The organism is Chromobacterium paludis (assembly GCF_008275125.1).
GTDB lineage: Bacteria > Pseudomonadota > Gammaproteobacteria > Burkholderiales > Chromobacteriaceae > Chromobacterium > Chromobacterium paludis.
The window spans coordinates 2,898,389-2,923,213 of the sequence record NZ_CP043473.1 but is presented as its reverse complement, the minus strand read 5'-3'; the positions used below and the strand labels follow the sequence as shown (position 1 = coordinate 2,923,213).

General features: G+C 63.9%; 26 protein-coding genes. 20 read left to right on the top strand and 6 right to left on the bottom strand.

All coding sequences use genetic code 11. The features are described 5' to 3' along the window. From gspM to FYK34_RS13785, 7 genes are all read left to right on the top strand, one after another. Entirely contained in the window at positions 1-510 is a 510-nt protein-coding gene (gene gspM / locus FYK34_RS13815; RefSeq protein WP_149297333.1) for a type II secretion system protein GspM, read from the top strand. Then, positions 507-1,256 (top strand): type II secretion system protein N, encoded by a 750-nt coding sequence (locus tag FYK34_RS13810; protein ID WP_149297331.1) that lies wholly within the window; start codon positions 507-509, stop codon positions 1,254-1,256. Before gspM ends, FYK34_RS13810 begins: the two co-directional genes overlap by 4 nt. Before the next feature lie 203 nt (positions 1,257-1,459). After that, a complete protein-coding gene (carA, locus tag FYK34_RS13805) occupies positions 1,460-2,587 on the top strand; it encodes a glutamine-hydrolyzing carbamoyl-phosphate synthase small subunit (RefSeq protein WP_149297329.1) in 1,128 nt (375 codons plus the stop codon). Between the two features lie 18 nt (positions 2,588-2,605). Beyond that, complete coding sequence (gene leuE / locus FYK34_RS13800) at positions 2,606-3,256, top strand: leucine efflux protein LeuE (RefSeq protein ID WP_149297328.1); 651 nt, start codon at positions 2,606-2,608, stop codon at positions 3,254-3,256. A gap of 74 nt (positions 3,257-3,330) precedes the next feature. Next, positions 3,331-6,540, top strand: a complete 3,210-nt coding sequence (gene carB / locus FYK34_RS13795) for a carbamoyl-phosphate synthase large subunit (RefSeq protein WP_149297326.1) — start codon at positions 3,331-3,333, stop codon at positions 6,538-6,540. 142 nt (positions 6,541-6,682) lie between these two features. Further along, positions 6,683-7,159 (top strand): transcription elongation factor GreA, encoded by a 477-nt coding sequence (greA, locus tag FYK34_RS13790; RefSeq protein WP_149297324.1) that lies wholly within the window; start codon positions 6,683-6,685, stop codon positions 7,157-7,159. A gap of 72 nt (positions 7,160-7,231) precedes the next feature. Further along, the gene (locus FYK34_RS13785; protein ID WP_149297322.1) at positions 7,232-7,660 is read left to right on the top strand and encodes a DUF4149 domain-containing protein; all 429 of its coding nucleotides are present in this window, start codon (positions 7,232-7,234) and stop codon (positions 7,658-7,660) included. Positions 7,661-7,719: 59 nt separating this feature from the next. On the opposite strand, the gene FYK34_RS13780 is transcribed toward FYK34_RS13785, so the two are convergent. Beyond that, positions 7,720-8,040 (bottom strand): YhbY family RNA-binding protein, encoded by a 321-nt coding sequence (locus FYK34_RS13780; protein WP_149297320.1) that lies wholly within the window; start codon positions 8,038-8,040, stop codon positions 7,720-7,722. Positions 8,041-8,191: 151 nt separating this feature from the next. On the opposite strand from FYK34_RS13780, the gene rlmE reads away from it, so the two are divergent. The 7 genes from rlmE to FYK34_RS13745 all read left to right on the top strand — a co-directional run bounded on the left by rlmE (position 8,192) and on the right by FYK34_RS13745 (position 16,431). Further along, positions 8,192-8,809, top strand: a complete 618-nt coding sequence (gene rlmE / locus FYK34_RS13775) for a 23S rRNA (uridine(2552)-2'-O)-methyltransferase RlmE (RefSeq protein ID WP_149297318.1) — start codon at positions 8,192-8,194, stop codon at positions 8,807-8,809. An 84-nt stretch (positions 8,810-8,893) separates the two neighbouring features. Further along, entirely contained in the window at positions 8,894-10,813 is a 1,920-nt protein-coding gene (gene ftsH, locus FYK34_RS13770; protein ID WP_149297316.1) for an ATP-dependent zinc metalloprotease FtsH, read from the top strand. 58 nt (positions 10,814-10,871) lie between these two features. After that, entirely contained in the window at positions 10,872-11,486 is a 615-nt protein-coding gene (locus tag FYK34_RS13765; RefSeq protein ID WP_149297314.1) for a DJ-1/PfpI family protein, read from the top strand. Next, positions 11,483-12,319, top strand: a complete 837-nt coding sequence (folP, locus tag FYK34_RS13760; protein WP_149297312.1) for a dihydropteroate synthase — start codon at positions 11,483-11,485, stop codon at positions 12,317-12,319. The genes FYK34_RS13765 and folP overlap by 4 nt, the downstream gene beginning before the upstream one ends. Positions 12,320-12,416: 97 nt before the next feature. Then, a complete protein-coding gene (gene glmM / locus FYK34_RS13755; protein ID WP_149297310.1) occupies positions 12,417-13,751 on the top strand; it encodes a phosphoglucosamine mutase in 1,335 nt (444 codons plus the stop codon). A gap of 146 nt (positions 13,752-13,897) precedes the next feature. Beyond that, a complete protein-coding gene (locus FYK34_RS13750) occupies positions 13,898-15,874 on the top strand; it encodes an ExeM/NucH family extracellular endonuclease (protein WP_149297308.1) in 1,977 nt (658 codons plus the stop codon). After that, on the top strand, positions 15,871-16,431 hold the full coding sequence (locus FYK34_RS13745) for a rhomboid family intramembrane serine protease (RefSeq protein WP_168209748.1): 561 nt from the start codon (positions 15,871-15,873) through the stop codon (positions 16,429-16,431). The genes FYK34_RS13750 and FYK34_RS13745 overlap by 4 nt, the downstream gene beginning before the upstream one ends. Here the strand turns inward: FYK34_RS13745 and alr are convergent. After that, complete coding sequence (gene alr, locus FYK34_RS13740) at positions 16,373-17,446, bottom strand: alanine racemase (RefSeq protein ID WP_149297304.1); 1,074 nt, start codon at positions 17,444-17,446, stop codon at positions 16,373-16,375. The two genes, FYK34_RS13745 and alr, sit on opposite strands and share 59 nt — an antisense overlap. Before the next feature lie 111 nt (positions 17,447-17,557). Between alr and FYK34_RS13735 the strand changes: the two genes are divergently transcribed. Next, entirely contained in the window at positions 17,558-18,175 is a 618-nt protein-coding gene (locus tag FYK34_RS13735; RefSeq protein WP_149297302.1) for a DedA family protein, read from the top strand. A 64-nt stretch (positions 18,176-18,239) separates the two neighbouring features. On the opposite strand, the gene FYK34_RS13730 is transcribed toward FYK34_RS13735, so the two are convergent. Then, entirely contained in the window at positions 18,240-18,566 is a 327-nt protein-coding gene (locus tag FYK34_RS13730) for an FKBP-type peptidyl-prolyl cis-trans isomerase (protein ID WP_149297300.1), read from the bottom strand. A gap of 138 nt (positions 18,567-18,704) precedes the next feature. Between FYK34_RS13730 and FYK34_RS13725 the strand changes: the two genes are divergently transcribed. Next, on the top strand, positions 18,705-19,502 hold the full coding sequence (locus tag FYK34_RS13725) for a DUF2189 domain-containing protein (RefSeq protein ID WP_149297299.1): 798 nt from the start codon (positions 18,705-18,707) through the stop codon (positions 19,500-19,502). A 10-nt stretch (positions 19,503-19,512) separates the two neighbouring features. After that, a complete protein-coding gene (locus tag FYK34_RS13720) occupies positions 19,513-20,463 on the top strand; it encodes a D-2-hydroxyacid dehydrogenase (protein WP_149297297.1) in 951 nt (316 codons plus the stop codon). Positions 20,464-20,648: 185 nt separating this feature from the next. Here FYK34_RS13720 and FYK34_RS13715 read toward each other — a convergent pair whose 3' ends face one another. Further along, on the bottom strand, positions 20,649-21,128 hold the full coding sequence (locus FYK34_RS13715; RefSeq protein WP_174774521.1) for a DUF1841 family protein: 480 nt from the start codon (positions 21,126-21,128) through the stop codon (positions 20,649-20,651). A 119-nt stretch (positions 21,129-21,247) separates the two neighbouring features. On the opposite strand from FYK34_RS13715, the gene FYK34_RS13710 reads away from it, so the two are divergent. After that, the gene (locus FYK34_RS13710; RefSeq protein ID WP_149297295.1) at positions 21,248-21,727 is read left to right on the top strand and encodes a glutathione peroxidase; all 480 of its coding nucleotides are present in this window, start codon (positions 21,248-21,250) and stop codon (positions 21,725-21,727) included. A 48-nt stretch (positions 21,728-21,775) separates the two neighbouring features. Here the strand turns inward: FYK34_RS13710 and trmB are convergent, their stop codons facing one another. Together trmB and FYK34_RS13700 are read right to left on the bottom strand one after the other, a co-directional pair. Then, a complete protein-coding gene (trmB, locus tag FYK34_RS13705; protein WP_149297293.1) occupies positions 21,776-22,456 on the bottom strand; it encodes a tRNA (guanosine(46)-N7)-methyltransferase TrmB in 681 nt (226 codons plus the stop codon). A 37-nt stretch (positions 22,457-22,493) separates the two neighbouring features. Then, positions 22,494-23,411: an SDR family oxidoreductase gene (locus FYK34_RS13700; RefSeq protein ID WP_149297291.1), complete on the bottom strand. Its 918-nt coding sequence runs from the start codon at positions 23,409-23,411 to the stop codon at positions 22,494-22,496. Between the two features lie 39 nt (positions 23,412-23,450). Here FYK34_RS13700 and FYK34_RS13695 point away from each other — a divergent pair, with 39 nt between their 5' ends. Further along, entirely contained in the window at positions 23,451-24,479 is a 1,029-nt protein-coding gene (locus tag FYK34_RS13695; protein WP_149297289.1) for a CDP-6-deoxy-delta-3,4-glucoseen reductase, read from the top strand. Positions 24,480-24,641: 162 nt separating this feature from the next. Continuing rightward, a complete protein-coding gene (locus tag FYK34_RS13690) occupies positions 24,642-24,773 on the top strand; it encodes a DUF3149 domain-containing protein (RefSeq protein ID WP_149297287.1) in 132 nt (43 codons plus the stop codon). Positions 24,774-24,825: the final 52 nt, after the last annotated feature.

Genomic DNA, 24,825 nt, shown 5'->3' with positions numbered 1-24,825 from the left:
ATGAAAGCGTATAAACAACAGTTTCTCGATTACTGGGGCCAGCGCACCGCGCGCGAGCAGCGCCTGCTGGCCATCATGGCCGTGGTCCTGGGCGCGGCCATTGTGTACCTGGGCATCTGGGAGCCGGCCAATACCTCGCTGCAGCGCAACCGCGCGGCGGTGGCGCGGCTGCAGGCCGAGCTGGGCATGGTGCAGGCGCTGGCGGACGAGGCCGCCAAGCTGAAGCGGCAGCCGGCGCAGACGCCGCTGGCGGCGAAAGAGCTGATCCCCTTGCTGCAGCAAACGGCCAAGAGCCAGGGCCTGCCGGTGGTCGGGCTGCAGTTCACTGCCGATGGTGACAATGGCGTGGACATGGAGGGCGTGCTGGGCTTCGATGACTGGGTGCGCTTCGCGGGCGTATTGTCTGCGCAGCAGCAGGTGCGCGTGCTTAACGTCAAGGTGGAGGCGCAGCCGACGCCGGGGCAAGTGAAGATCAAGGCGCTGCTGGCGCATGCGGGGGCGGAGGCATGAGGCGCAAGATAGGCAAATGGCTGGCGTTGGCCTTGTTGGCACTGGCGGGCGGCGTGTCGGCCTTGCCGGCCAGCTGGCTGTCGTGGCCGGTGTCCCGGCTCAGCGACCGGCATTGGGACGTCAATGAGGCCAAGGGCACGGTGTGGAACGGCGGCGCGCAGCTGGTCTACCTGGGGCCGGCGGGCGAAGTCCTGGCGATGAGCCCGCTGTCTTGGCAGTGGCAGCCCAGGGCGCTGTTGTCCGGCGTGCTGGCATGGCAGCTGGACAGTGCCGGCCAGCCGGGCCTGCTGCAGCTCGGTTTCTCCAAGCAGGAGGTGCGCGGGCTGGCGTTCTCGCTGCCGGTGGCGGCCTTGGCCAACCTGTCCAAGGTTTGGCAGGCGGCGCGGCTGGGCGGCGAGCTGCAGCTGAGCATTCCGCAACTGGCGCGCCAGGGCAAGGAAATCAACGGCAGCGCGCAGCTGGTGTGGCGCGGCGCGTCCACGCCGCTGACCACGGCGCTGCCTTTCGGCAGCTACCAGCTGGATGTGGCCGGCACGCCGCAGGGCCTGAGCCTGAGCTTGTCCACGCTGGAAGGTCCGCTGATGTTGAGCGGACAGGGCGCGTGGCCGGCCGGCGGCGCCTTTAATATGGCCGGCAGCGCGGACAGCCCGCCGGACAAGTACGACGCGCTGAAGCCTTTGATGCTGATGCTGGGCCAACCGTCGGGGCCGACCAGCGTCAGCTGGCAGTCCAAGACCGGCATGTGACGTTTTTTTTTGCAAAATCCGCGAATGCCTGATTGTGCGATCGCAAAATTCGCGGTACTATAGAAAGGTTTAACCAACGGGACAGGCGCGAGGCGCCGTGTCCCGTTATTCACATAAGAATTTCGAAAATCCCTTGGTGTAAAACAAAACCGGCGCTGCCGGTTTTTGTGTAAGCGCAAAGGCAAAGCAACAGGAGCCAGCCAGTGTCAATCCTCCCCGCAATCCTTGTCTTGGCTGACGGCACGCTTTTCAAAGGTAGTGCTATCGGTGCCGCCGGCCATACCGTCGGCGAGGTGGTATTCAATACCGCCATCACCGGTTACCAGGAAATCCTCACGGACCCTTCCTATACCAGGCAGATCGTCACTCTCACTTACCCGCACATCGGCAATGTCGGCGCGAATTCGGAAGACACCGAATCCCGCGCCGTTTTTGCATCGGGGCTGATCATTCGCGATCTGCCGCTGCTGCACAGCAACTTCCGCGCCGAAGATTCGCTGTCCGATTACCTGAAAAAGCACAATGTCGTCGCCATCGCCGACATCGACACTCGCAAGCTGACGCGCATCCTGCGCGAAAAGGGCGCCCAGGCCGGCTGCATCATGGCCGGCGACATCGACGAGGCCAAGGCCCTGGAACTGGCGCGCGGCTTCGGCAGCATGGCCGGTCAGGACCTGGCCAAGGTCGTCAGCTGCCAGAAGCCCTACGCCTGGACCGAGAAGCAATGGAAGCTGGGCGCCGGTTATCAAGTCCAGGCCGCCACCCGTTTCCACGTGGTGGCCTATGACTTCGGCGTCAAGCACAACATCCTGCGCATGCTGGCCGAGCGCGGCTGCCAGCTGACCATCGTGCCGGCGCAGACGCCGGCTGAGGATGTGCTGGCGCTGAATCCGCACGGCGTGTTCCTGTCCAACGGCCCCGGCGATCCGGAGCCGTGCGACTACGCCATCGAGGCCATAGGCAAGATTCTGGAAACCAAGCTGCCGGTGTTCGGCATCTGCCTGGGCCACCAATTGCTGGGCCTGGCCTCCGGCGCCAAGACGTCCAAGATGAAGTTCGGCCATCATGGCGCCAATCATCCGGTGCAGGATCTGGATTCCGGCCGCGTGATGATCACCAGCCAGAACCACGGCTTCCAGGTGGATGAAACCAGTCTGCCGGTCAATGTCCGCGTCACCCACCGCTCGCTGTTCGACGGCACGGTGCAGGGCATCGCGCTGACCGACCGTCCGGCCTTCTCCTTCCAGGGCCACCCGGAAGCGAGTCCGGGACCGGAGGACGTGGCTTATCTGTTCGATCGCTTCATCGCCTCGATGGCAGAGCGCGCTTAGGGCGGCGGGAGCGGGATCATGCTGGGGATTACCGATCTGACCACGTATCTGCTGGGCGCCATCTTCATCGTGCTGCTGCCGGGGCCGAATTCCATGTATGTGCTGTCGGTGGCGGCGCAGCGCGGAACGCGCGCCGGTTTTGCCGGCGCCGGCGGCATCATCATCGGCGACTTCGTCCTGATGACCCTGGCGGCCACCGGCGCGGCCGGGCTGTTGAAGGCCAATCCGGCGCTGTTCGCGGTGGTCAAGTATCTGGGCGGCGGCTATCTGGCCTGGATGGGCGTCAATATGCTGAAGTCCGGCTTCGTCGCCTGGCGCCGTTCCGCGCAGGGCGCGGAGGCCGCCGCGGCGCCGGCCCCGGTGGGCGCGGAAAGTCCCTTCGCCAAGGCCCTGCTGATCAGCCTGATGAACCCGAAGGCCATTTTGTTCTTCGTGTCCTTCTTCGTGCAGTTCGTCGATCCCGCTTATCCGCATCCCGCGCTGACCTTTGTCGCGCTGGGCCTGATCGTGGAAGCGTGCAGCACGCTATACCTGACCGTGCTGATCGTGGCCGGACACCGGCTGGCCGCGGCCTTCCGCCGCCGCCGCAAACTCAGCGCCGCGCTGGGCGGCTCGGTGGGAGCCGTCTTCATCGGCTTCGGCGCCAAGCTGGCGGCGGCCAGCCTGTAAGGCCATATTGAATACGCCGCGCCGCCGGGGAGGGGGCGCGGCCCGAGAATACTAGTTATTAAAGAGTAGAAGCCATGCCAAAGCGTACCGACATCAAAAGCATTCTGATCATTGGCGCCGGCCCGATCGTCATCGGCCAGGCCTGCGAGTTCGACTACTCCGGCGCCCAGGCCTGCAAGGCGCTGCGCGAGGAGGGCTACAAAGTCATCCTGGTCAACTCCAATCCGGCCACCATCATGACTGACCCGGACATGGCCGACGTCACCTACATCGAGCCCATCAGCTGGCCGGTGGTGGAAAAGATCATCGCCAAGGAGCGTCCGGACGCCATCCTGCCGACCATGGGCGGCCAGACCGCGCTGAACTGCGCGCTGGACCTGGCCAAGCACGGCGTCCTGGAAAAATATAAAGTCGAGCTGATCGGCGCCACCGAAGACGCCATCGACAAGGCCGAGGACCGCGGCCGTTTCAAGGAGGCGATGGCCAAGATCGGCCTGTCCTGCCCGCTGTCCTTCGTCTGCCACACCCTGGAAGAGTCGCTGGAGGCGCAGGCCAAGGTGGGCTTCCCGACGCTGATCCGTCCGTCCTTCACCATGGGCGGCTCCGGCGGCGGCATCGCCTACAACAAGGAAGAATTCCTGGCGATCTGCGAGCGCGGCTTCGAGGCTTCCCCCACCCATGAGCTGCTGATCGAGCAGTCGGTGCTGGGCTGGAAGGAATACGAGATGGAAGTCGTTCGCGACAAGAACGACAACTGCATCATCATCTGTTCGATCGAAAACTTCGACCCGATGGGCGTGCACACCGGCGACTCCATCACCGTGGCCCCGGCGCAGACGCTGACCGACAAGGAATACCAGATCATGCGCAACGCGTCCTTGGCGGTGCTGCGCGAGATCGGCGTGGATACTGGCGGCTCCAATGTGCAGTTCGCCACCAATCCGGCCACCGGCGAGATGATTGTCATCGAAATGAACCCGCGCGTCAGCCGTTCCTCCGCGCTGGCGTCCAAGGCCACCGGCTTCCCAATCGCCAAGATCGCCGCCAAGCTGGCGGTCGGCTTCACGCTGGACGAACTGAAGAACGACATCACCGGCGGCGCCACCCCGGCCTCGTTCGAGCCGTCCATCGACTACGTGGTCACCAAGATTCCGCGTTTCGCCTTCGAGAAATTCCCGCAGGCCGACGACCGCCTGACCACGCAGATGAAGTCGGTGGGCGAGGTGATGGCCATGGGCCGCACGCTGCAGGAATCGATGCAAAAAGCGCTGCGCGGCCTGGAAACCGGCTTGTCCGGCTTTGACTCGGTCACCACCGACGAAGCCGCCATCCGCCACGAGCTGGGCGCGCCGGGACCGGAGCGCATCCTGTACGTGGCCGACGCCTTCCGCATCGGCATGAGCCGCGACGACATCCACGCCGTCAGCAAGATCGATCCGTGGTTCCTGGCGCAGATCGAAGACATCGTCGGCGAAGAAAAAGCGCTGGCCGGCCGCAAGGTGGAGGACATGGACTATGCCGAGCTGCGCCGCCTGAAGCGCAAGGGCTTCTCCGACCGCCGCCTGGGCGAGCTGCTGGCCACCGATCAGGCCGCCGTGCGCGCCAAGCGCTGGGCGCTGGGCCTGCACCCGGTGTACAAGCGCGTGGACACCTGCGCCGCCGAGTTCGCCACCAACACCGCTTACATGTACTCCACCTACGAGGAGGAGTGCGAGTCCAACCCGTCCGACCGCAAGAAGGTGATGGTGCTGGGCGGCGGGCCTAACCGCATCGGCCAGGGCATCGAGTTCGACTACTGCTGCGTGCACGCGGCTTTGAGCCTGCGCGAATCCGGCTTCGAGACCATCATGGTCAACTGCAACCCGGAAACCGTGTCCACCGACTACGACACCTCGGACCGTCTGTACTTCGAGCCGCTGACGCTGGAAGACGTGCTGGAAATCTGCCGCATCGAGAAGCCGTTCGGCGTCATCGTGCAGTACGGCGGCCAGACCCCGCTGAAGCTGGCGCGCGCGCTGGAAGCCAACGGCGTGCCCATCATCGGCACCTCGCCGGACATGATCGACGCCGCCGAGGACCGCGAGCGCTTCCAGAAACTGCTGAACGAGCTGGGCCTGAAGCAGCCGCCTAACCGCACCGCGCGCGCGCCGGCCGAGGCGATGAAGCTGGCTGACGAAATCGGCTACCCGCTGGTGGTGCGCCCGTCCTACGTGCTGGGCGGCCGCGCGATGGAAATCGTCCACGAGCCGGCCGACCTGGAACGCTATATGCGCGAGGCGGTCAAGGTATCCAACGACAGCCCGGTGCTGCTGGACCGCTTCCTCAATGACGCCATCGAAGTGGACGTGGACTGCGTGTCCGACGGCGAACAGGTGGTGATCGGCGGCATCATGCAGCACGTGGAGCAGGCCGGCGTCCACTCTGGCGACTCCGCCTGCTCCCTGCCGGCCTACAGCCTGTTCCCGGCCATGCAGGATGAGATCCGCCGCCAGACCGTGGCCATGGCCCGCGCGCTGAACGTGGTGGGCCTGATGAATGTGCAGTTCGCCATTCAGGGCGAAACCATCTACGTGCTGGAAGTGAATCCGCGCGCCTCGCGCACCGTGCCCTTCGTCTCCAAGGTGACCTCGGCGCCGCTGGCCAAGATCGCCGCCCGCGCCATGGCCGGCATCAGCTTGGCCGAGCAGGGCTTCACCAAGGAAGTGATCCCGCCGTTCTATGCGGTCAAGGAAGCCGTGTTCCCCTTCATCAAGTTCCCGGGCGTGGACACCATCCTGGGGCCGGAAATGAAGTCCACCGGCGAGGTGATGGGTGTGGGCAAGACCTTCGCCGAAGCCTACGTCAAGGCGCAGCTGGGCGCGGGCGACCGCCTGCCCAAGACCGGCAAGGTGTTCCTGTCGGTGCGCGACAGCGACAAGAACGGCGCCGTGGATGTGGCGCGCGAGCTGCAGCGCCTGGGCTTCGGCATCTGCTGCACTCGCGGCACCTCCAAACATCTGGCCGACGCCGGCCTGATTGTGCAGGTGGTGAACAAGGTGAACGAAGGCCGTCCGCATATCGTCGACATGATCAAGAACGGTGAAATCGACCTGGTCATCAACACCGTGGACGAGAAGCGCACCGCGATTCAGGACAGCCACTCCATCCGCCGCTCCGCGCTGCAGGCGCGCGTGCCGCAGTACACCACCTTGTCCGCCGCCAAGGCGGTGTGCGTGGGCATGAGCCACGCCGAGGCCTTCGACGTGTACAGCGTGCAGCAACTGCACGCGCAGATCGCCGGCTGAGGAGGATGGCTCACCGGTAGGCTTTGATGCGGAAGCGATTTGCCGTTACAATTCCGCTCAAACCCGCTTGCCCAAGCCGCCGTCCCGTACGGCGGCTTGTGCTTTTGATGAAGGCGGATAACCGCCTGTGGAGAATACTGTAATGATCAAAGTCCCGTTGACTGTACGCGGCGCCGAGCTTCTGAAGGAAGAACTGCAACGCCTGAAGAGCGTGGAGCGTCCGTCGGTGATCGAGGCGATCGCCGAGGCTCGCTCGCATGGCGACCTGTCGGAAAATGCCGAGTACGACGCGGCCAAGGAGCGCCAGGCTTTCGTGGAAGGCCGCATCGCCGAGCTGGAAGGCAAGCTGTCCAACGCCGTGATCATCAATCCGGCCGAGCTGGACGCCGATGGCCGCGTGGTGTTCGGCGCCACCGTCGAGCTTATGGATCTGGAAACCGAAGAGAGCGTCACCTATCAGATCGTCGGCGACGACGAGGCCGATATCAAGGTCAGCAAGGTGTCGGTGAACTCGCCGATCTCGCGCGCGCTGATCGGCAAGGAAGCCGGCGACGTAGCCGAAGTGGTGGCCCCGGGCGGCATCCGCGAGTACGAAGTGCTCGACGTCAAATACATCTAAAGCGATATCCAGCCCCGCGCGATGCCTGGCCTCGCGCGTTTTCATCAACTGCGCAGGTTGCCGGGAGAGGAAATGGACGGTTTGCGCGCATTGGCCAAGACTTTCTGGATTGGCGGTTTGTGGGTGATAGGCGTCATCGTGGCGCCTGTGCTGTTTAAGACGCTGGACGCGGCGACGGCCGGCATGGTGGCGGGACGGCTGTTCAGCGTCATCGCCTGGGTGGGCCTGGTGTGCGGCGTGTTCCTGCTGGTGGACCTGGTGTGGCGCCACGGCGTGTCCGGCCTCAAGATGGGCGCATTCTGGCTCATCGTCGGCATGCTGATCTGCACGCTGATCAACCAGTTTGGCGTGGCGCCCATCATCGTCACCTTGAAGCAGCAGATGAACCATGCGGCGGAAGGCTTGTTCGGCGGCGGTTTCGCCACCTGGCATGCGATTTCCAGCCTGATCTACCTGGCGCAGAGCCTGCTGGGCTTGGCCTATATCTGGCGCGGGGAATGAGCCGGGCATGAAAAAAGCGGTGGCATGGCCACCGCTTTTTCATATGCGGGCGGGCGGACTCAGTCCTTCATCGCCTGCTTGTTCTTGGGCAAGGTGATGCGCGCCTTGTCGCTGGGGCGCCACAGCACCAAGAGCTTGCCGATGTGCTGCACCGGGGCGCAGCCCAGCTCGTCGCAAATCTGCTCGAACATGGCCACGCGGGCGTCGCGGTCGTCACCCAGCACGCGCACCTTGATCAGTTCATGGGCGTCCAGGTTGATGGCGATTTCACGCACCACGGCCTCGGTCAGGCCGTTGTTGCCTACCATCACCACCGGGTCGATGCCGTGCGCCAGACCCTGCAGGTACTTGCGCTGAAACGGCTTGAGTTCAATTTTCATGGAAACACGGAATTCAAAGCAAAACGCGATTCTACTAGAATTTGCGCCCAGGCCCCAAATTTGGTCCCGAATTAACCGAAAAACAACAGGATAGCGTCTCACGCGGCCCGCATCGGCTATCCTGAGCATTGAGACGACAGAAGGCGCCGAGATGGCAAGAAGCAAGAGCAGCAACAACTGGTTGCAGGAACATGTCAACGATCAATATGTGCACATGGCGCAGAAGGACGGCTACCGCGCCCGCGCCGCCTACAAACTGCTGGAGATCAACGACAAGGACAAGCTGATCCGCCCCGGCACCGTGCTGGCGGACCTGGGCTCCACGCCGGGCAGCTGGTCGCAGGTGGCGGCGCGTTTGGTGGGCGAGTCGGGCAAGGTGTTCGCGCTGGACATCCTGCCCATGGACCCGGTGCCGGGCGTGGACTTCATCCAGGGCGACTTTCGCGAAGAGTCGGTTTTGCGCGAGTTCGAGCAATTATTGGGCGGCCGCGCGCTGGATCTTGTAATTTCCGACATGGCGCCCAATATGTCAGGCATGAGCGCCATCGATCAGGCCAGAAGTTTTCTGTTGTGCGAACTGGCGCTGGATTTTGCGCGCGATCATTTGAAACCCGGCGGCCACTTTCTCGTCAAAGTGTTCCAGGGCAGCGATTTTCAGGATTACCTCAAGGCCATGCGCGAATTGTTTGGCGAGGTGGTCACCCGCAAGCCCAAGGCGTCGCGCGACCGTTCCAGCGAAATCTACTTGCTGGGCAAGGGTCGGCGCTGACACGAAACGGCGCGGCGCGTACAATCGTAGCCATTCAATGTACAAGCAACCAATAAAGTCAGGGCACAGAGGAGTCCGCTACTCGTGAACAATATCGGCAAAAACATCGCCATCTGGGTGATCATCGGCTTAGTGCTGATGACGGTGTTCAATCAGTTCAGCAAACGCCAGGACACTCAGAACCAGCTCGAGTACTCGCAGTTCGTCAGCGATGTCGAGTCCGGCAAAGTGCAGTCCCTGACCATAGAAGGCCATCCGCTGCGCGGCCAGTGGCTGAAAGGCAAGCTGACCGACGGCACCGCCTTCACCACCTACGCGCCTTATGACCCGCAGCTGGTGGACGACCTGATCAAGAACAATGTGCGCTTCTCCGCCAAGCCGGAGGAAGAGCCGTCCATGCTGATGAGCATCTTCATCAGCTGGTTCCCGATGCTGCTGTTGATCGGCGTGTGGGTGTTCTTCATGCGCCAGATGCAGGGCGGGGGCAAGGGCGGCGCGTTCTCGTTCGGCAAGAGCAAGGCGCGCATGCTGGACCAGGATTCCAATACCGTGGTGTTCGCCGACGTGGCGGGCTGCGACGAGGCCAAGGAAGAAGTGAAGGAAATCGTCGACTACCTGCGCGATCCTTCCCGCTACCAGAGCCTGGGCGGCCGCATTCCGCGCGGCATCCTGCTGGCCGGCTCTCCCGGCACCGGCAAGACGCTGCTGGCCAAGGCCATCGCCGGCGAGGCCAAGGTGCCGTTCTTCAGCATTTCCGGCTCTGACTTCGTCGAAATGTTCGTCGGCGTGGGCGCGGCCCGCGTACGGGACATGTTCGAGCAGGCCAAGAAGAACTCCCCGTGCATCATTTTCATTGATGAAATCGACGCAGTGGGCCGCCAGCGCGGCGCCGGCCTGGGCGGCGGCAACGACGAGCGCGAGCAGACGCTGAACCAGCTGCTGGTGGAAATGGACGGTTTCGACACCAATTCCACGGTGATCGTGATCGCCGCCACCAACCGTCCGGACGTGCTGGACCCGGCGCTGCAGCGTCCGGGCCGCTTCGACCGCCAGGTGATCGTGCCGCTGCCGGACATCCGCGGCCGCGAGCAGATCCTGAACGTGCACATGCGCAAGGTGCCGATCGCCGCCGACGTCAACGCCGAGGTGATCGCGCGCGGCACGCCGGGCTTCTCCGGCGCCGACCTGGCCAACCTGATCAACGAAGCCGCCCTGTTCGCCGCCCGCCGCAACAAGCGCCTGGTGGACATGGAGGATCTGGAATCCGCCAAGGACAAGATCATGATGGGCGCCGAGCGCCGCAGCATGGTGATGACCGAGGAAGAAAAGCGCAACACCGCTTACCACGAGTCCGGACACGCCGTCGTCGCCAAGCTGCTGCCGAAGTCCGACCCGGTGCACAAGGTCACCATCATCCCGCGCGGCCGCGCGCTGGGCGTGACCATGCAGCTGCCGGAGCAGGACCGCTTCGCCTATGACCGCGGCTACCTGATGGACCGTCTGGCCATTCTGTTCGGCGGCCGCATCGCCGAAGAGCTGTTCATGAACCAGATGACCACCGGCGCCAGCAACGACTTCGAACGCGCGACGCAGATGGCGCGCGACATGGTCACCCGCTATGGCATGTCGGACAAGCTTGGGCCGATGGTGTACGGCGAGAACGAGGGCGAAGTCTTCCTCGGCCGCTCCATCACCACGCACAAGAACCTGTCCGAGGCCACGCTGCAGCAGGTGGATGCCGAAATCCGCCGTATTATCGACGAGCAGTACGCGCTGGCGCGCCGCCTGCTGGAAGAGAATCGCGACAAAGTGGAGGCGATGACCGCCGCGCTGCTGGAATACGAAACCATCGACGCCGAGCAGATCAACGACATCATGGACGGCAAGCCGCCGCGCCCGCCCAAGCCGGGCTCGGGTTTCGCCGCCAAGCCGGAAACCAAGCCGGCCGAACCGGCGGAGCCGGCGGCTTCATCCGCCACTTCCGATCCGGCGCAGGAAGTCTGATCCGGTTCGTCCTCATAGCGGGCAAGCCTTCGCGGGCTTGCCCGTTTTTCGTTCAGCCATGACCCTATCTCTCGCCATGCCAGCGGTTGCCGTGCTGCTCTATCCGGGCTGCGTTTTCTTTGAAATCGCGCTGCTCGCCGAGGAGCTGGCCGGGCACGCTGAAATTTTCTATCTGACTCCGGATGGCGGCGAGCATGTCGCCTCCAACGGCGCCATGTTGCGGGCCGATGGCGCGTATGCCATGCTCGAACGTGAGCGTTGGGACGCCGTGCTGGTCCCCGGGGGCGATCCTGGCTCCATCATCCCCGATGGCCTGGCCGATGCGGGTTTGCAGGCAGCCGCGGGGCAGGGAGCCGTCATCGCCGGCATTTGCGGCGGCAATCTGGTGCTGGCGGCGGCCGGTTTGCTGAAAGGGCGCCGGGCCACGCACAACTACACAGCCGAACATGCGGGACACGAAGCGGCAGCGTTCACCGAGCCTTTCTGGCGCGGCATCGAATACTGCGCGCGGGATGTGGTCAAGGATGGCAACATCATCACCGCGCTGCCATGGGCCTATGTGGAATGCACGGCGGCTGTCATGACGTCGCTGGGGTGGATGGATGAGGCTGGCCGCGCGGCGTTTTATCGTCGCCATGGCCCGCGTTTGGCGTGGGAAAAAGAGGCATCATGAAAGTCTTGCAATGCGGGCGTTTCACGCTCGATCTGTCCCGTCCGCTGGTGATGGGCATACTCAACGTCACACCGGATTCGTTTTCCGATGGCGGCCATTTCAACCGCATCGACGACGCGCTGTTGCGCGCGGAAACAATGCTGGCGGAAGGCGCGGATATCCTCGATATCGGCGGCGAATCGACCCGGCCGGGCGCGCCCTATGTCAGTCCCGACGAGGAAATGGCACGCGTGCTGCCGGTTCTGGAGAAGCTGCGCGACTTGGGCGCGCCGCTGTCCTTGGATACACGCCGGGCCGAGGTGATGCGCGAGGCGCTGGCTTTGTCCGCAGTGGACCTGATCAATGATGTATCGGCGCTGGAGGACGTGGGCGCGCTGCCGCTGGTCGCCGGCAGCGCGGCGGCGGTTTGTCTGATGCACAAGCAAGGCAATCCGGACACCATGCAGCGCAAGCCCGAGTATCAAGACGTGGTGACCGAGGTGGGCGAATACCTGAGGGAGCGCGTTCAGCTGTGTCTGAACGCCGGCATGTCCCGGCAGAGGCTGTTGGCCGATCCCGGTTTCGGCTTCGGCAAAACGCTGGAGCACAATCTTGCGCTGCTCAAACGCTTGGAAGAGATCGAGAGTGTCGTGCGCGTCCCGCTGTTAGTGGGCTTGTCGCGCAAGTCCATGCTGGGCGCCATCACCGCCGAACCGGTGCCGGCGGAACGGCTGGGCGCCAGCGTGGCGGCGGCCTTGGAGTCGGCTAGGCGCGGGGCCGCGGTGATTCGGGTGCACGACGTCAAGGCGACGCGGCAGGCGCTGCAGCTGTGGCAGGCGCTTGAGGAAGCTTGATTTAAAACTGGTTTGCTCTGCGTGGAAAATGGCAAAATACCGGCTGCATGGAGCCGCGCCAGTCATGCCGGTTTCAACCCAAGATAGAGAATATAAGATGAGTCGCAAATATTTCGGCACCGATGGCGTGCGCGGCGAGGTCGGCAAATTCCCGATTACGCCTGAATTCGTGATGAAGCTCGGTTATGCCGCCGGGCGCGTATTGGTCAACCATGACCAGGCGCACCGTCCGACGGTGCTGATAGGCAAGGACACCCGCATCTCCGGCTACATGCTGGAAGCCGCTCTGCAGGCTGGCTTTACCGCGGCCGGGGTCAACGTGCTGCTGACCGGCCCGCTGCCGACGCCAGGCATCGCCTATTTGACGCGCGCGCTGCGCCTGGAGGCCGGCGTGGTGATCTCGGCCTCGCATAATCCATTCCACGATAACGGCATCAAGTTCTTCGCCGAAGGCGGCAAGAAACTGGACGACGCGCTGGAGCTGGAAATCGAGGCCATGCTGGACCTGCCCATGGCAACCAATCCGTCGTTGGAGTTGGGACGCGCTCGCCGCATCGAAGGCGCGGCAGACCGCTACATCGAATTCTGCAAGAGCACCTTCCCCAACGAGATGAGCCTGAAGGGCTTGAAACTGGTGGTGGACTGCGCGCATGGCGCGACGTACCACATCGCGCCCAAGGTGTTCCATGAACTGGGCGCGGAGCTGGTGGAAATCGGCTGCGACCCCAACGGCTACAACATCAACGACCGCGTCGGCGCGACTTATCCGAAAACGCTGCAGATGGCGGTGTTGGAGCACCAGGCCGATTTCGGCATCGCGCTGGACGGCGACGGCGACCGCCTGATCATGGTGGACGCGGCCGGCCGCGTCTATGACGGCGACCAGCTGATCTATGTCATCGCCAAGGCCCGCGCGGCGCGCGGCGCGCTGAAGGGCGGCGTGGTGGGCACGGTGATGACCAATATGGCGATGGAGCTGGCGCTGCAGAAGCAAGGCGTGCCGTTTGGCCGAGCCAAGGTGGGCGACCGTTACGTGCTGGAAATGCTGCATGCCGACGGCTGGCAGGTGGGCGGCGAAGCCTCCGGCCACATCTTGTGCCTGGATAAGCACAGCACCGGCGACGGCATCATTTCCAGCCTGCAAGTGCTGGCCGCGGTGCGGGAGCTGGGCCTGAGCCTGGCCGAGATCTGCGCCGACTGGCAACCGTTTCCGCAAACGCTGATCAATGTGCGCCACAATGGCTGCGACTGGAAAGCCGCCGCCGCCACGCCGCTGGCGGAAGCGGAAACCGCGCTGAGCGGCCGCGGCCGCGTGGTGTTGCGCCCGTCCGGCACGGAGCCCGTGGTGCGGGTGATGGTGGAAGCCGACGACAAGGCCTTGGCCGATACCTGGGCGCGGGAGATTGCGAAAGCGATCGAGGCGGTGGCCTGAGCGCAGGCTCGCCGTTCCAAGCAGGATGCCAGGCAATAGCCTGGCATTTTTTTTGTAAATTTACCGTTACATGAGTGGGGTGTGAACATATTTGTCATTTTTTTGACGCTAGAATTGCCGCTTTTCGCTCAGGATGACAAATAAGAATGAATGTATCGCTCAATACGCCTATGGGGCACCGTTTGCTGGCGGCATCGCTGGCGCTGAGTGCGCTGTCCGCCCAGGCGGCCTGTGGCTTGGCCGCCAGCCATCGCCTGCACCAGATTCAGGGCAACGGCCTCAAAAGCCCCATGCTCAATCAAACCGTGGTCGCGCAAGGCGTAGTCAGCGCCCTGGTCTACGGCAAGGACGGACCGGTTGGCTTTTACATGCAGGAAGAGGCGCGCAATCAGGACGCCGACCCCGCCACCTCTGAAGGCATTTACGTTTATACCGGCAAACTGGCCTTGCCGGTTCTGAAGGCCGGCGACCGCGTCAGCGCGCGCGGCAAGGTGCTGGAGTACGGCCGCAAAGGCGATGCCTTGAGCGAAACCCAGTTGCAGCCGGCCGCCGCCGCCGATGTGCAGGCCTGCGGCAGCCAGGGCGAATTGACGACGACCGCGCTGCGGCTACCTCTGAGCGGCGACCCCAAGCAGCTGGAGGCGTTGGCCGGCATGGCGGTCAAATTCGAGCAGCCGCTTTACGTGGCGGACAGTTACAACTATGGCCGCTACGGCGAGTTGACCCTATCCAGCCAGCCGCGGCAGTGGGTGCCAACCCAGCTTTACCGTCCAGGCAGCGCCGAGGCCCAGGCCTTGCGCGCGGCCAATCTGCGCGACCGCGTGTTGCTGGATGACGGCAAGACTTGGCAGAACGCCGATGCTTGGCTGCCGGCGCCCGAGGGACTGTCCGCCGCCCATCCGCTGCGCGTGGGCGACCGGCTGGAAGGGGTGATGGGCGTGGTCTCGCTCAGCAATGGCGCTTACCGCATCCAGCCTATCGAGCCGCCTAAAGTGACGGCGGCCAACCCGCGTGCCGCGGCGCCGGCGCGCCAGGCCGGGCAACTGCGAGCAGCCAGTTTCAATGTGCTCAATTTCTTCAACGGCGACGGTCTGGGCGGAGGCTTTCCGACCGAGCGCGGCGCCAAGAACCGCGAGGATTTCCTGCGGCAGAAGGCCAAGATCGTCAGCGCCATCCGCCAGTTGGACGCCGACGTGTTGGGCCTGATGGAGCTGGAGAACGATGGTTTCGGGCCGCAGTCCGCGGTTCAGGAGCTGGTCCATGCCTTGAACGCGGGCTTGGCCGCCGATAAGCAGTATCGCTTTGTCGATCCCGGCCTGCCCAAGATCGGCACGGACGCCATCACCACCGGCATGCTGTACCGCCCGTCACGGCTGAAACCGGATGGCGCGGCGCAGGCGCTGACGCTAGGCGATCCCGGCAAGAACCGGCTTAGTCTGGCGCAAACCTTCGCCATCGATGGCAAAAAACTGACCCTGGTGGTCAATCATCTGAAGTCCAAGGGCAGCGGCTGCGACAAGTCCCTGGTAGGCGGCGTGGCTGACGTCGATACGGGCGATGGCCAGGGCAATTGCAACCTGACCCGGGTGCAGGCGGCGCGGGACTTGCTCAAGTGGGCAAAGCTGCGCGGCGCTGCCGCCAATGAGGGCCTGCTGGTGCTGGGCGACATGAACGCCTACGCCAAGGAGGATCCGATCCGAGCCTTCGAAGACGGCGGACTGGCCAACCAGCTGGCCCGTTTCCGTAAGGGGGCCTATTCCTATGTCTACCAGGGCGAATCCGGCAATCTGGACCATGCCTTGGCCGACGCGACGCTGGCCGCGTGGGTGGCCGGCGCCGGCGAGTGGCATATCAATGCCGACGAGCCGACCGCGCTGGAATACGGCAGCGAGTTCAAATCGGCTGCCCAGCAACAGAACTATTATGCGGCCGATGCCTATCGCTCCTCCGATCACGATCCGCTGTATGTCGACTTGCAACTGGCGGGCACTGCCGGCCAGGGCGGCAAGACCATGGAGCCGCCTGCCGACCAGGCGTCTCCTGCATCCATCGCCGGCGCGGATGGCGTGGCCCTGGCCTTGTTGGGTCTGGCGGGACTGGGCGCCTGGCGTCGCCGCGGGTGAGGCCTCTGCCGGCCAGCCTGCTGCCGGCGCTGCTGCCACTGTTGACGCCATGGGGCGAGGCGGCGCGGCGCTGGCGCTTCGATCCCGCATGGAGCGGCGAGTGGTGGCGCGGATTCACCGCCAGCTGGGTGCATGCCGACTGGCGTCATGCCGCGCTGAACAGCCTGGGCTTGCTGTTGTTGGCTGGCCTGGGCGGCCGCCGCGCGGCGGCTCCGCTTTGCCTGTTGGCCCTGGCCCTGCCGTGGCTGTTGGCCGCGCAGCAGATGCTGCCGCCAGAGCCGCGGCCGTTTCTAGGGGCTTCGGGCGTGTTGTACGGCTGGTGGGCGGCGGTGGCCTGGTTGCGGCGGAGAGACGCCATGGGCCGCTGGCTGCTGGCCGCGCTGGTTTTACGCCTGCTGTGGCAAGGCTTGTGGCCGAATGCGGGGGCGGCGGGCGAGGCGGTGTTGTGGTCGGCCCATGTCGGCGGCGCCGTGCTGGCGCCGCTGTTGCTGGCCGGACTCAGCTATGCGCGATGCGGGGCACCCTGGGCATCACCGCGCTCATCAGTTCATAGCTGAGGGTGCCGGCGGCGGCGGCCACTTGCTCGATCGGCACTTGCGGGCCCCATAGTTCCACCCGGCTGCCGATGCCGGCTTGCGGCAGATGGCTCAGGTCCACCGCCAGCATGTCCATGGAGACGCGGCCCACGGTGCCGCTGGCCTGGCCGTCCACGGCGACCGGCGTGCCGTTGGCGGCGACGCGCGGATAGCCGTCGGCATAGCCGCAGGCGACGATGCCGATGCGCATGGCGCGCTCGGCGATGAAGCGGCGGCCATAGCCCACGGCATCGTCCGGCTGCAAGTGCTGCACGGCGATGATGTCGGCCGACAGCGTCATCGCCGGGATCAGTCCCAGTTCGGCGCCCGTGGCGTTCCCGAACGGCGACGCGCCGTACAGCGCGATGCCGGGGCGGCCGATGTCGCCATGGGTAGGCGGGTGGCGCAACAGGGCGGCGGAGTTCGCCGCGCAGACCGCCAGGCCGCTGGCCGCCGCCGCCGGCTGGAAGCGCTCCCATTGTTCTGCCACGCCGTAGTCCTCATCGGCAGTCGCGAAGTGGGTCATGATGGTCGTCGGACGGACGGCGGGCAGGGCGCGCAGACGCGCCAGCGCATCCGCGGCCTGCTCCAGGCGAAAGCCAAGCCGGTTCATGCCGCTGTTGATCTTGAGCCAGACCTCCACCGGCCGCTCGGCGGAACCTTTGGCCAGCCAGTCCATCTGTTCTATGGAGTGGGCGGCGCCGCCCAGGCGGTAGTCGGCCATCGCCGCGGCTTCGGCCGCGTCGAACGGACCTTCCAGCAGCGCGATGGGCTGGCGGATGCCGGCTTCGCGCAGCCGCACCGCATCCTCGATATTGAGCAGGGCAAAACCGTCGGCTTGATCGGCCAACGCCTTTGCCGTGTCCACTACCCCGTGGCCGTAAGCGTCGGCCTTGATCACGGCGAATAGTTGGCGGGAGCGCGCATGCTGGCGGATGAACTGGAAATTATGGCGAATGGCCGGGAGGGAAATCTCCAGCCGGATAGGACGAGTCATGTCAAGAAAGCGTGAGGGGGAGGTGTGCTATTATACACCTCCGTGCTTGGACTCTAGCCGATCTGCCGCTGCCATGTCGCCCTGACTTGATCGCCGACAGACGGAATAATGATGGATACTCTGCAGATACTTCTAGACTTCTTCACCGGTTACGGCTACGTCGCCGTGTTCGCGGTGCTGCTGGTTTGCGGCTTCGGCGTGCCGATTCCGGAGGACATTACCCTGGTGGCCGGCGGCGTCATTTCCGGGCTCGGCTATACCAATGTCCATTATATGTTTGTTGTCGGCATGGCTGGGGTGCTGGTCGGCGACGGCATCATGTTCCTGGCGGGGCGCATTTTCGGCCACAAGGTGCTGCGTTTTAAACCCATCGCCCGCATCCTGACGCAGGAGCGTTTCCAGGCTGTGCAGGAGAAGTTCGAGAAATACGGCAACTGGGTATTGTTTGTGGCCCGTTTTCTTCCGGGTTTGCGTTCTCCCATCTTCATTACAGCCGGCATGACGCGGCGCGTGCCGTATTGGCGCTTTCTGCTGATGGATGGCTTTGCCGCGCTGATTTCCGTGCCGGTTTGGGTTTATCTGGGTTATTACGGCGCGGCCAACCGCGACTGGCTGATGATGATGGTGCATCGCGGCCAGGCCGGCATTCTCAGCGTCGTGGCCTTGCTGCTGCTGGTGGTGGGCGGCATCTGGTACAAACGCCGGCGCGAGTCCTGCGTGAAGAAGTAACATCTCGCCATTCAAGCAAAACGGCCATCCTTGGGGATGGCCGTTTTGCTTGGCGCCGCGGGAATCAGCCCACCTGCAGCAATTCCACTTCGAATACCAGCGTGGCGTGCGGCGGGATCACGCCGCCGGCGCCGCGCGCGCCGTAGCCCAGCTCGGACGGAATGGTCAGCTTGCGCTTGCCGCCCACCTTCATGCCCTGCACGCCCTGGTCCCAGCCCTTGATCACGTAGCCGGCGCCCAGCGGGAAGCTGAACGGCTGCATGCGATCCTTGCTGGAGTCGAACTTGGTGCCGTCGGTCAGCCAGCCGGTGTAGTGGACGGTGACTTCCTGGCCAGCCACGGCCTCGGCGCCTTCGCCGACGACCAGTTCTTCGATGATCAATTCGCTCATGCGGTTTCCTTTGCGAAAAGGGTTGCAACGCGGCGATTGTAGCAGCCAGTGGGCGGATTTGTGTTTTCCGCTGCTTGGCATATAACGAAATTCAGACCTCGTCGTCTCCATTTCTCCGCCAATGCAAGGGGGTGTGCCATGGATGTTCTTCATCACGATCATGATCACGATGGGCCGCAGGTGCGCCCGGTGCCGCGCACGGTGGAACTGGCTCAAACCATGCTATGGCTGAGAAAGGGATTCCGCGACTTCCAGAAGGCGCCGGCCGACTGCCTGTTCTACGGCGCCCTGTTCGTCCTGATGGGCTATCTGCTGGGGGCTTATGTGGACCAGGCGCCGGAGCTGGTCATCACCTTCGCCACCATTTTCCTGCTGGCGGGGCCGTTCCTCGCCATTGGCGTCTATGACATCGCCAAGCAGATGGAGGCTTTTGACGGCCATGGCCGCGTGAAACTGGTGCACAGCCTGACCTCCTGGCGCGTCAACATGCCGGGTTTCAGCCTGTACGCGGTGTTGCTGGCGGTGCTGGTGTTCGGCTGGTTCCGGGTTTCCCTGCTGATGTTCGCCTTGTTCTATGACACGGCGGCGCTGCCCAATTTGAGCGAACTGGTCGCCGACGCTTTCAAGCCGGGCAATGTGGAATTCCTGGTAGCCTATATGGCGGTCGGCTTCTTCTTCGCCTTGCTGGTCTATGCGCTCAGCGTGGTGGCCATTCCGCTGCTGCTGGACAAGGAGGTGGATACCATCACCGCCATGATCGCCAGTGTGCGCACGGTATTCCGCAATATACTGACGATGACTGCGTGGGCGGCTATCATCGTGGCCATGACGGTGGTGGGATTTGCCACCTACTATCTGGGCCTGATCATCATCATGCCGGTGCTCGGCTTGGCCAGCTGGCATGCGTATCGGGATTTGATCACCTTCGAGCGATGACCTCCACGCAATGACCCATCATGTCGTCTTCCTGGACCGGGACAGCTTGCCTGTCCCGGTTCCCGTTTTCAGCTTTCCCGCGCGCTACCGCGAATACCCCGCAACCCTGCCAGAGCAGATCGTCGATCACGTCGGCGAAGCCGACATCGTGATCAGCAACAAGGTGCCGCTGCCGCGCGAGATCATCGCCGCGCTGCCGAATCTGAAGCTGATCGCCATCGCCGCCACCGGCTACAACCATGTCGACCTGGAAGCCTGCCGCGAGCGCGGCGTGGCGGTGTGCAATATCCGTCACTATGGCGATCACACCGTGGCCGAGCATGCGTTTACGCTGATGATGGCGCTGATGAAGAATCTGCCGGCTTACCAGCGCGATGTCGCCGCCGACGTATGGAGCCAGGCCAAGCAGTTTTGTCATTTTGGCGCGCCGATACGCGAGTTGCGCGGCGCCACGCTGGCCATCATCGGCAGCGGCGGCATAGGCCAGCAACTGGCCGCCATGGCGCGCGCTTTTGGCATGGAGGTGATCTTCGCCGAGCGCAAGGGCGTGCCGCTGGCGCGCGAGGGGAGGGTATTGTTTGACGAGGCCCTGGCGCAGGCCGATGTGGTGTCGCTGCATTGTCCCTTGACCGAGGCGACGCGCGGCATGATTGCCCAGGCCGAGCTGATGGCGATGAAGCCGGGCGCCATCCTGATCAATACCGCGCGTGGTGGCCTGGTGGATGAGGCCGATCTGGTGGCGGCGCTGAAGTATGGAATGTTGGGAGGGGCGGGTTTCGATGTGCTGAGCGCGGAGCCGCCGTCTCCGGACAATCCACTCTTGAAGGCGCGCTTGCCCAATCTCATCGTCACGCCGCATGTGGGCTGGGCCAGCGGCGAGGCCATGCGCCGGCTGGCCGCGCAGCTGGCGGCCAATATCGAGGTCTTTGTGGCCGGCGGATCGGTCAACCGGCTGGTTTAAGCGCTTGCAGGCGGATAGGCGGAATAAAACCGATGCGTAACGCTGCCCTGAGGGGGGATTATCTACTGTAGGCTTGGAGCTGTATTAAGAATTTACTATGCTGAAAGCGCTCGGCCAGTAGCGATGGCCGAGTTGCCCCGCTTGAGTCGCCGTGGCCGGTTGCCCCGCCACGGTATTTTTTTGCGTCAATCCGGGATGTCGTTCGGATTGACGCGCGGCTGCTCTTCCTCGCCCATGCCCAGCTTGCCGCGCACGCAGGTGAGGTAACGGTTGACGTCCGGTCCGCCGCCGTAGCGCTGGGCGTGCCAGATCATTTCGCCCAGGCACTCCATCATCTCGTGCTGGGCGCGATGCTCGTCGCCGTGGCGCAGCGCCAGTTGGGCGTACAACGCGCGGATGCCGAAGGGCTGGTCGATGGAGCGCTGCTCGGCGATGGCCACGTGCAGGCCCAGGTGCAGGAAGGGATTGGTCTCGCCCATGTCCGGCGTCCACTCCTGTTCCAGGAAGGCCTGCGGATTTTCCAGGATGGGATGGTATTCCGGGTGGTCTATAAGAATGGATAGGACGATCTGCTCCAGGTCGGACAGGGGCTGGCCGGATTGGGACTTGCTCCAGGTGTCGAAGAAGAAACGGCGGGCGTCCTGGCGGCTGGGGTTGAACAACATCAGTGAAAACCTCGGGCGATTGCGGGCTGGATTCGGCGCGGGCGCGCCGCCGGCGCAACGGGTGTAGCAAGGTCGCGGGCGGCTGGCCGGCTGCGGCATTATACGGGAGGGCGCATGCCATGACCACGCTCTACGATTTCAGCGCGCAGTTGATGGATGGGGGCGAGACCGCGCTGTCCGCCTATGAAGGACAGGTGCTCTTGCTGGTGAATACCGCCAGCGAGTGCGGTTATACCCGGCAATACGCGGGGCTGCAGGAATTGCACGATTACTTCGCCGGGCAAGGTTTCAGCGTGCTCGGCTTTCCGTGCAACCAATTCGGCGGCCAGGAGCCGGGCGGCAATGATGAGATCGCCGCTTTTTGCCAGAGCCGCTTCGGCGTGACGTTTCCGCTGTTCGCCAAGCTGGAGGTCAATGGAGAGGCCGCGCATCCGCTATGGCGCTGGCTGACCCAGGCAGATTCCGCGCATCCGCATCCGATCAAATGGAATTTCACCAAGTTTCTGATCGACCATCGCGGCCGCGTGGTCAAACGCTACGAGCCGGCGGTGGAGCCGCACGAGCTGGTGGACGACGTCAAGGCGCTGCTGGCGCGCTGACGTGAAAACGGCCCGCGCGGGCGGGCCGTGGCAAGCGAATCTGCGGATTTACTTGCGGCGGAAGATCACATCCCACACGCCGTGGCCCAGCTTGATGCCGCGGGCCTCGAACTTGGTCAGCGGGCGATAGTCCGGACGGGGCGCGTAGCCGTCTGCGGTATTTTCCAGGTCGGCGTTGCCGCTCATCACTTCCATGATTTGAATGGCGTAATCTTCCCAGTCGGTGGCGGCATGCAGATAGCCGCCCGGCTTCAGCTTTTTCACCAGCTTTTCCACCAGCGGCGCCTGGATCAGGCGACGTTTGTTGTGGCGCTTCTTGTGCCACGGATCGGGGAAGAAAATGTGCACGCCGTCCAGGCAGCCATCGGCCAGCATATTGTCCAGCACTTCCACCGCGTCGTGGCGCATCAGCCGCAGATTGGTCAATTCCTTCTCTGCGATCAGCTTGCACAGATTGCCCACGCCGGGGCCATGCACCTCGATGCCCAGATAGTCCTTGTCCGGGTTGGCCGCGGCGATCTCGGCAGTAGCGCCGCCCATGCCGAAGCCGATTTCCAGGATCTTGGGCGCGGCGCGGCCGAAAGCCTGCTCCAGGTCGATCCACTCGGGACGGTACTCTATGCCCCACTTGGGCATGCCCTCATCCATCGCTCGCTGCTGGCCCTGGGACAGATGGCCCTGGCGCAGCACGAAGCTGCGGATCGCTCGTTTGAAAGCCGGATTATCCATTTTGCTGGCCTGCTGAAAACTCAAAAAAACCGCGATGTTACCGAATCTTGGCGTAGCTTGCGAGTATTGCCGCCTTTCGCGCCGCATCCTGGCGCAATGCGTCCAGATAATCGAGCACGCTCGGCCACCGCAGGCCGACGCGCAATTCGCGCCGCAGCCTGCCGTTGTCTAGCCGGCGCGACTCGGCCAGGAAGGACCATTGCATGGGCGAAACGCTGGCCTTGACCTGCTGGCGCGGCAATTGGGGCGGGCAGGGCAGACCCAGCGTCTCGCCCAGCGCCTGGTACCAGCGGCTGACCGGCAGCGGCTGGTCATCGCAGGCGTTGTAGACGCGAATGCCGTTCCTGCGCCGCAGCGCGGCCGCGCACAGCCGCGCCAGATCATCGGCGTGGATGTGGTTGCTCCAGCTGTCCTCTGCGTCGACAATCAGCGGCGCGCCGCTGGCGAAGCGGGCCAGCGGCAGGCGCTCGTCGGCGTAAATGCCCGGCGCGCGCAAAATGGTCAACGCGCAACCGCGGCGGGCGGCGAAGCGGCGCAGCTGGGCCTCGGCGTCGGCGCGTCGCAACGCGCGCTCACTGCTGGGATGCAGGGGAGAGGACTCGCGCAGCAGCTTGCCATCGGCATTGCCATACACGCCGCTGGTGCTGATGTAGATCCATTGCTGTGGTATGCTGTCGGCTTTTGCCAGCGCGTACAATAACTTGCGCACTCTCGGGTCGGTCCGGCCGCTGTTTGGCGGCGGCGCGGTGATCAGCACGGCGTCGGCCAGTCCGGCCAGCCGCGCGAGACTGGAGAAGCCGTCCAGATCGCCTATCAGCGGCAAGGCGCCTTGCGCCCGCCAGCGCGCGGCCGTTTCCTGGCTGCGGCACAGTGTAAGGATGCGCCAATGTTGGCGCAGCAGGGGTAGGGCGCGGTAGGCGACATCGCCGGCGCCGATGATGAGCAAGGTACGCATGGTGTGCATTTTAGCCAGAATTCGGGATTGAGAAACGACATGACTTGCCAGGTGAAGGTGCTCCCCAGTGGGCATACATTCGGAGTGGAGGCGCACGAAACCATTCTTGAGGCCGCGCTGCGCCAGGGCGTGGGCCTGCCTTACGGTTGCCGCGACGGCGCCTGCGGCGCTTGCAAGGGCAAGGTGGTGGAAGGCGAAGTGAGCCAGGACGGCTTCCAGGAAAAAGCGCTGACCTCGGCCGAGCAGGCCCAGGGCATGGCGCTGTTCTGCTGCGCGCGGCCGCAGGGCGATATCAGCATCGAAGTGCGCGAAGTCACCGGCGCCGGCGATTTCCAGATCAAGACCCTGCCGTGCCGGGTGGAAAAAATCGAGAAAATCCACGACGTGGCGGTGCTGAAGCTGAAGCTGCCGGTGTCTGAACGGCTGCAATTCCGCGCCGGCCAATACATCGACATCCTGATGAAGGACGGCAAGAAGCGCAGCTTCTCCATCGCCAACGCGCCGCACGACGACGCTTTTCTGGAGCTACATATCCGCCACCAGCCAGGCGGCTCCTTCTCGGAGTACGTGTTTCATCAGATGAAGGAGCGCGAGATCATGCGCTTCAAGGGGCCGCTGGGTTCCTTCTTCCTGCGGGAGGAGTCGGACAAGCCCATCGTGTTCATCGCCAGCGGCACCGGTTTCGCGCCGGTGAAGGGCATCATCGAGCACGCGATCCAGCACGGCATCACGCGGCCGATGACTTTCTACTGGGGCGCACGCAGCAAGGCTGACCTCTATATGTCCGATCTGGCGGAAGGCTGGGCCGCGGAGCATCCGCATATCCGCTACATCCCGGTGCTGTCTGAGGCGCTGCCGGAAGACAACTGGACCGGCCGCACCGGCTTTGTGCATCAGGCGGTGCTGGAAGATTTTGCCGACTTGTCCGGCCATCAAGTCTATGCCTGCGGCGCGCCGGTGATGGTGGAGGTGGCGCATGGCGCCTTCACCCGCGAACGCGCCCTGCCGGAAGACGAGTTCTTCTCCGACGCCTTCTTCCTGGCTAAGGATATGGGCGGCGCTAAGTAAACAAGCCATTGATCTGTATGTAAAAAGCCTCCGGCTATGGCCGGGGGCTTTTATTTTTTCGAGATGACATCCGGTTTGATTTGGGTCAATTCCAATGTTTTGTGTATGGTTATTATGTCGTTGGCAAGGCACGGAGTCGCGAAATCTGCGAGGGAGAACACGATGGAGTTGCTGACCTTGATGTTGTCCGACGACGTGGGTCGTCTGAGTCTATTAACGATAGTCGTGGCTACGCTGGTGGTGTTGGGCGCGGTGTGGGCCATCTTCAGAAACATGAACAAGCCGGGCAAGTAAAAGTTTTACCCCTGTAGTTTTGGCATTTCCTCTTGATGTGTGTGTTGGCGGA